This window comes from Calidifontibacillus erzurumensis (genome assembly GCF_013303125.1).
Taxonomy (GTDB): domain Bacteria; phylum Bacillota; class Bacilli; order Bacillales; family Bacillaceae_J; genus Calidifontibacillus; species Calidifontibacillus erzurumensis.
In genome coordinates, this window is the sequence record NZ_JABTTE010000043.1 from 1 (window position 1) to 7451 (window position 7451).

Consider the following 7451-nt stretch of genomic DNA (forward strand, 5'->3'; position numbering starts at 1 on the left):
GTTCTGGACACCCTCGTACTAATTAGAAATATTTTCACTTTTTGTTATAAATCCCATATCATTTGGTTCATCCAATTTGTTAGCTTCTTTTACTTTCTTCAAAGCAATCATCCAGAGAACGATCATAAAAGGGATGATGATATAAAGCCAGTGTTCTTTAATTGTCAACAAAATATAATCATAAGTTCCATGTAAAACTACAGGCAAAAGACACGATAAAGAGAGCCATACCCGTCGATTCTTACATGTTGCAAATTTCCCTTTGCCTAAATAAAAGCCCATGACTACCCCAAATAACGCATGACTTGAAACAGGTAGAAGTGCTCTTAAAAAAGCGAATTCGATTCCGTTGGCAAATAGGTATAAAATATTTTCAATCGTTGCAAATCCTAATGATACAGATACACCATAAACAATTCCATCATAGCGTTCATTAAATTCCTCATGTTGAAAAACGGTAAAATATAAAATAAACCATTTAAAAAACTCTTCTAAAAAACCTGATAATAAATAAGCCTGACTCCAATTACTTTGCAACACTCCTTCTTTCATAAAAGCATATTGAATAAACATAATGGGGAATACGAGCAAAGCACCAATGATAAATGTACGTAAAACAATACCGATCGGTTCAACTTCAAATTTGTCTCTCAAATAAAAATAGCATAAAAGCGCAAGCCCGGGGGCTATCCCGCTAGTAATAATTGCTAACATTTAAAAAATAATCCTTTCTAAAAAAGCATTATTTAAAATAAGACTGGTCAACTGAATCAACAGAGGATAAAAGAACCGCCAACTTTATTCTTGCTTTTTTGCTATCATAATCTTCGCCTAAAATTACTCCGTTTTGCTGTAAATCATGCGCGCTTCCTGTATAGCTGTAGGAAGGATGCACTTTTCCTTCTTCAGCACTTGTCGTAACAACAACAACGATCCCAGAAGCAATTGCTCGTTTGATCGCACTCATCATTAATGGGGACACTTGACCTCTGCCTACGCCTTCCAATACGATTCCTTTTGCACCAGCATGAATAGCAGCTTCAATAAATACACCATCTGCTCCAGTATAACATTTAATGATATCAACACGTGGAATATTCCTTTTCATTATATAATAATCTTTCACGATTGGTTTTTGGTAAATACTCACAACATCATTATCAATAATGCCTAAATAGCCGTACCCAAATGATTCAAATCCTTGTACATTTGATGCATGAACTTTTTTCACATATTTTGCAGAATAAATTCGTTCATTAAAGACAACAACAACCCCGGTATGGTGCAAATTGGGATCAACAGCAACATAAATGGAATTTCGCAAATTAGAATAAACATCGGTTCCTATATCATGAGGAGACCGCTGAGAGCCCGTAACAACAATTGGTCGAGAATCATTAATTGTAATATCAAGAAAATAAGCAGTTTCTTCCAACGAATCTGTACCATGGGTTACAACAATACCACAAATGGTAGAATCTTGAAGCTCCTTCAAAATGGCATCTCGAATTTCTTTCATTTTTTCGAAATCAATGTGCATGCTCGGTTTTTGCATCACATCTACAATTTTCACTTCAATATCTTCAGGCAATTGGCACAAAGATGCGAGCTCCTCACCTGTTAACACGCCTGACCTAAGTAATCCTTTAGAAACTTCTTTGCTTGCAATTGTACCGCCAGTTGTAATGAGTGCGATTTTTTTCTTCACAATTTTTTTCACCATCCCTGAAGGTATTCTAGTGCAATGAAGTTATCGAACAGGCGGATAACATTTGCGTTCAAGGTAATCGGCAATTAATGTTCCGTGAAAGCGTCCATTTTCTATAAAAATTTCATTTGCATTATTTCCGGCAGCAATAACACCAGCAATGAAAACTCCTGAAACATTTGTTTCCATTGTTTCCGGATTGTAAAGAGGACGTCCTGTTGATTCTTCAATGCCAACACCTATTTTTTTCAAAAATGCATGATCCGGTTTATATCCAGTCATGGCAAATACAAAATCGTTTTTTATACGTTTTTCTTCACCATTAACGGTATAATATACGGCATCTTCTGTAATTTCTTTAACAATTGCATTAAACTCCATCGTTACATGTCCATGTCTGATAAGTGATTCAAATTCCGGCAAAATCCATGGCTTTATACTTTGTGAAAAAGAGTCACCTCGATATAAAACAGTAATGCTGTTTGCCCCTGCCTTATGCAATTCAAGTGCCGCATCAACAGCAGAATTTTTCCCACCAATAATAACAACATCTGTTCGAAAATAAGGATGCGCTTCTTTAAAATAGTGCATAACCTTTGGTAAATCTTCTCCAGGAACATTCATATAGTTAGGATTGTCATAATATCCAGTGGCAATTACAACATTTTCACATTCATAGATCATTTTTTTTCCATCCATCTTTGTTGTCTGGACGATAAACTTCTGTTCTGCTTGCTTTTCGATAAGTTCAACTCGTTCAAAAGTGTTGACGCGTAAATTTTTACGTTTCACAACTTCACGGTAGTAACTGAGCGCCTGATTTCTTGTCGGTTTACGATTTTCTGTAACAAAAGGCACATCGCCAATTTCCAAATTTTCACTTGTACTAAAAAAAGTTTGGTGTGTTGGAAATTCATAAACAGCATTAACGATATTTCCTTTTTCAATGACAAGTGCTTTAATTCCTTTTTCCTGTAATGCAATTGCAGCTGCTAATCCACATGGACCTCCACCAACGATAATTACTTCTTCCTTATTCATAAAAAGACCTCCTCAAATAGAAGAATCCTCGCATAAAACGAGGATCCTTTTCTTATACCCAACCGCGAAAACGTGCTGCTTCCGCCATTTTTCGGACACCAACCATATAAGCCGCTAAGCGCATATCTACTTTTCGTTTTTGTGCTGTTTCATAGACATTGTTAAACGCTTTTACCATTACTTTTTGAAGCTTTTCTTCAACTTCTTCTTCAGACCAATAATAACCTTGGTTATTTTGGACCCATTCAAAGTATGAAACAGTTACACCACCAGCGCTTGCTAATACATCAGGAACAAGCAAAATTCCCCGTTCTGTTAAAATTTTAGTTGCTTCCAATGTCGTTGGACCATTAGCTGCTTCTACAACAATCTTCGCCTTAATATTGTGAGCGTTTTCTTCAGTAATTTGGTTTTCGATGGCCGCAGGCACAAGAATATCACATTCTAATTCTAATAACTCTTTGTTTGTGATTGTATTTTTGAAAAGTTTTGTAACTGTTCCAAAACTATCGCGTCGGTCTAGCAGGTAATCAATATCAAGACCGTTCGGATCATAAAGGGCGCCGTAAGCATCTGAAATACCAATGACGCAAGCTCCAGCATCATGCATAAATTTTGCTAAATAGCTACCTGCATTTCCAAATCCTTGGACAACAACTTTTGCACCTTTTATATCAATCCCTTTTTTCTTTAAAGCCTCGTGAATGCAAATCGTTACTCCTTTGGCAGTCGCTGATTCACGGCCGTGTGAACCGCCAAGCACCAGCGGTTTTCCTGTAATAAATCCTGGATTATTAAATTCATCAATTCGGCTATATTCGTCCATCATCCAAGCCATAATTTGTGAATTCGTAAAAACATCAGGAGCAGGTATATCTTTTGTAGGTCCGACAATTTGACTAATCGCTCTAACATATCCACGGCTTAAATTTTCAAGCTCACGAAACGACATTGTGCGCGGATCGCAAACAATACCGCCTTTACCGCCGCCATATGGCAAATCAACAATGCCGCATTTTAAGCTCATCCAAATGGATAAAGCTTTTACTTCCCTTTCCGTTACATTTGGATGAAAGCGGACGCCGCCTTTTGTAGGACCAACTGCATCATTATGCTGCGCACGGTACCCTGTAAAAATTTTCACCGTCCCATTATCCATCCGAACCGGAATACGGACCGTCATCATTCGCAGAGGTTCTTTCAGGAGTTCAAAGACTTCCTCTGGATAGCCAAGTTTATCTAACGCCGTTTTGATAATCGTTTGTGTTGATTTTAAGACATCTAGTTTGTCTTCATTCCCGATATCTGCTTTATCGGCTGCCATTAGATTTTTACCTCCTAAAGATTCATCGAAGAAAGATGATTTACGGTTATTTTTTACTTACACCTCAATAGTATACATATTAGACTATTTCATGCAATGATTTTGGGTTATTTTAACGTTAATTCTATTAACCTTTCAATCATATCTTCATAAGAGTAGCCTGCCTCCCTTGCAGCATCAGGAAATAGACTTGTCGGAGTCATGCCAGGAAGTGTATTTACTTCTAATACTACAGGCAAACTGCCATCATCAGGAACAATAAAATCCGTCCGTGAATATGTTTTTAATTCTAAAGCTTGATGGGCTAAGACTGCATTTTTCTGCAAGTACTCATAGGTTTCTGCACTTACCCTGGCAGGAATAATATGCTCGCTCATTCCAGGAGCATATTTTGCTTCATAATCATAATATTTGTTTTTTGGAACAATTTCGATGACTGGAAGAGCTTGCTCATCGCCCTTTTTCCCCCAAACAGCAACCGTTACTTCCATTCCTTTAATAAATTCTTCAATTAAAATATCTTCATCATGTTGAAAAGCTTTTTCTATACCCTCTAGCAATTCTTCTTCGTTATAGGCAATTGTTAAACCGATCGTCGACCCTTCGCGAACTGGCTTTACAACAACAGGAAACTCAAGTTGCAACTTAAATTCATCACGGTTAAAGGTTTCATTGTTTAATGTTTGGTCTTTGGCAACACGCATTCCTGCTTTTTCTAAAATTCTCTTTGCTTTTACTTTATTCATCGCCAATGCCGAACCTAATACACCGCTTCCGACATATGGAATATTAAGCATATCTAAAAGTCCTTGAATTCTTCCATCTTCACCAAATCGGCCATGCAGCCCAATAAATACTAAATCAACATTTAAACTTAAAAGTTCACTGATTTTATTTGGATTAAAATCAATACCAATAACTTCATGCCCTTTCTTTTGTAGAGCACTCATAATTCCTTTTCCAGTTAACAAAGAAACATCACGTTCTGCCGATGTTCCCCCATATAATACAGCAATTTTCATAACGAACATTTCACTCCTTAAATAGTGGTAAGGGTCTCCTACTCATTTTAAAACCATAGCTATTCTATCGTATTCCAAGTTTCTAGATAAAGTGCCTATTTAACAAATTAATCATACCACTTGTTCAAAACAAGACAAGGAAAAAATAAAAAAAGAGGCTTACGCCTCATAAAATTTATGATTGGGAACGATGATCATTTGTTATTGAAATAGTGATATATTTGGCCAATTGCATTCTCAGACATTAACTCCTTGCCATATTCAATCACTCGATAAATTGTTATTGTCGAAGGAGTACCAAATTCAGAAAGAATGGCAATGATATTTTCAGTTATATGGTCATTAAGTTCATATTCTTGCAGTTCTAAATAAAACCGACCTTGATAAGAATACAGCTTTCCGCCTTTGATACCTAAAATATTTAATCTTGAACTTAATAATATGAGATCGTCAAGTGATTGAAATTCATAAAAAATATCATCACTTTCATCAACAGTTACTTGCATTTCTATGAAGTCATTAAATTCCTCGTCCTCATCCTGGAAAGACGAGTTTTTCGTAACAATAATAACCATTCCTTGGGCTTGTAGAGAGTACACTTCAATCGCAATTGGACCATCTGCTTCAAAACCTAATTCATCACTAGCTTCACTCATCATATCACGAAAGAGTTGATGAACTTTTTGACTATCATGCCATAAGTCTTCCTTCGTTAAACCTCGTTCATTTAAATCATCGAAAGTTAGAAAGATTTTTATTTTGTTATAATTCAAACGCTCCAGCCTCATGAGCTACCCTCCCTTATCATCAACTCCCAAACACCCTCTTCTTTACTATATGTTTGTTATTTTAGATGGTTCTTATTGTTTAATTTTTTTAACCTTAATCTTACACCTAAATGAAGGTTTTAGACAAGCATTTTGTTTTGGATATTTTGGAATAGGACAATTCCATAGCCCATAAAATGGAATGAAGTTGAACAACAACAGAAGGAGGGCCTTTATGTTTACATTGCGGAAAACATACTTTCCATACGTAAGTCCTTTTGATCCTTGTCCACCAATCACATGTAAAGAGTATGTTACACCACCAAACCTATACATTAACTTCCAGCCTCAAGGTCTGCAGCAATTCCATCCTAAAGAAGCATTGCGCACCGGTACACTTTGGCCATTTTTTTATGATCCGTACTTCAATCATCATGAATTGAAATTGAGGGAGGGTCAAAGTGATGCATAAACAAATGCCGCGGGAATTTTATATACTGCTCGAAGAATTGCAAGCGATTGATTTTGCTTTAGTTGAATTGACGCTTTATCTTGACACTCATCCACATGATCTTCAAGCGATCGAACAATTCAACAAACTTGCCCAACAAAGAAGACAAATTGCTAAACAATATGAATCCCAGTTTGGACCTCTGCTTCAATATGGACATAGTTTCTCAAGATATCCATGGGATTGGGATGACACTCCTTGGCCATGGCAGGTCTAAATCAACATGCATTGCGATGTTTATGATTGAAAAATAAAAACACAATTATATTCAGCTGCATCTTTTTGACCCACTTCAAGTCTAGGCTGAACTGCAGTTAGAAGGCTTTGTTGCAATTCAACTCATGCTTGCCTGAGACGGAAAGCCGCCTCGCTTTTTTAATGAAATAAAGGAAACATGGCAAATGAATGGGAGGTTTCAACTAGTATGTGGATTTATGAGAAAAAGCTCCAATATCCAGTAAAAGTAAGTAAATGCAACCCGATGCTTGCAAAATTTTTAATTGAACAATACGGTGGAGCAGATGGAGAACTTGCTGCTGCCCTTCGCTATTTAAATCAACGATATTCGATACCCGATAAAGTAGCCGGTTTATTGACAGATATCGGAACTGAAGAATTAGCCCATTTAGAAATCATTGCCACTATGGTGTATAAGCTTACGAAAGATGCCACACCTGAACAATTGAAAGCAGCTGGACTAGGTCCTCATTACGCAGACCATGATCGGGCTTTATTCTACCACAATGCAGCAGGGAATCCTTTTAGGGTGGAGTATATCCAAGCTAAGGGCGATCCAATTGCGGATTTGTATGAAGATATTGCAGCTGAGGAAAAAGCAAGAGCAACTTATCAATGGCTTATTAATCTATCAGATGATCCGGATGTAAATGATACGCTCCGTTTTTTAAGGCAGAGAGAAATAATCCATGCCCAACGGTTTAAAGAAGCTGTGGAAATTTTAAAAGAAGAAAGAGATAAGAAAAAGTTTTTCTAATACCAATACTTCAAAAATACTATTATCAATGTTTGGGGGTGTCCAGATAGGCGAATTTTTGATTTCTGAACGCCCCTTACTATA

General features: G+C 36.8%; 9 protein-coding genes. 3 read left to right on the plus strand and 6 right to left on the minus strand.

What is annotated here, in order from left to right; genetic code table 11:
- Window positions 1-18: 18 nt before the first annotated feature.
- From prsW to HR057_RS16545, 6 genes are all read right to left on the minus strand, one after another.
- Complete coding sequence (gene prsW / locus HR057_RS16520; protein WP_173732574.1) at window positions 19-714, minus strand: glutamic-type intramembrane protease PrsW; 696 nt, start codon at window positions 712-714, stop codon at window positions 19-21.
- Window positions 715-742: 28 nt separating this feature from the next.
- Window positions 743-1708, minus strand: a complete 966-nt coding sequence (locus tag HR057_RS16525; protein ID WP_329955901.1) for an asparaginase — start codon at window positions 1706-1708, stop codon at window positions 743-745.
- Window positions 1709-1750: 42 nt separating this feature from the next.
- Window positions 1751-2749, minus strand: a complete 999-nt coding sequence (locus HR057_RS16530; RefSeq protein ID WP_173732578.1) for a YpdA family putative bacillithiol disulfide reductase — start codon at window positions 2747-2749, stop codon at window positions 1751-1753.
- A gap of 52 nt (window positions 2750-2801) precedes the next feature.
- A complete protein-coding gene (locus HR057_RS16535) occupies window positions 2802-4073 on the minus strand; it encodes a Glu/Leu/Phe/Val family dehydrogenase (protein WP_173732580.1) in 1272 nt (423 codons plus the stop codon).
- Between the two features lie 107 nt (window positions 4074-4180).
- Window positions 4181-5095: a D-alanine--D-alanine ligase family protein gene (locus tag HR057_RS16540; protein WP_173732582.1), complete on the minus strand. Its 915-nt coding sequence runs from the start codon at window positions 5093-5095 to the stop codon at window positions 4181-4183.
- 194 nt (window positions 5096-5289) lie between these two features.
- Entirely contained in the window at window positions 5290-5883 is a 594-nt protein-coding gene (locus HR057_RS16545; RefSeq protein WP_173732584.1) for a genetic competence negative regulator, read from the minus strand.
- Between the two features lie 214 nt (window positions 5884-6097).
- On the opposite strand from HR057_RS16545, the gene HR057_RS16550 reads away from it, so the two are divergent.
- The 3 genes from HR057_RS16550 to HR057_RS16560 all read left to right on the plus strand — a co-directional run bounded on the left by HR057_RS16550 (window position 6098) and on the right by HR057_RS16560 (window position 7367).
- Window positions 6098-6334, plus strand: coding sequence for a spore coat associated protein CotJA (locus tag HR057_RS16550; RefSeq protein WP_173732586.1), 237 nt, complete (start codon window positions 6098-6100; stop codon window positions 6332-6334).
- Window positions 6327-6590: a spore coat protein CotJB gene (locus tag HR057_RS16555; RefSeq protein WP_173732590.1), complete on the plus strand. Its 264-nt coding sequence runs from the start codon at window positions 6327-6329 to the stop codon at window positions 6588-6590. The genes HR057_RS16550 and HR057_RS16555 overlap by 8 nt, the downstream gene beginning before the upstream one ends.
- 207 nt (window positions 6591-6797) lie before the next feature.
- On the plus strand, window positions 6798-7367 hold the full coding sequence (locus tag HR057_RS16560; protein ID WP_173732588.1) for a manganese catalase family protein: 570 nt from the start codon (window positions 6798-6800) through the stop codon (window positions 7365-7367).
- Window positions 7368-7451 lie beyond the last annotated feature (84 nt).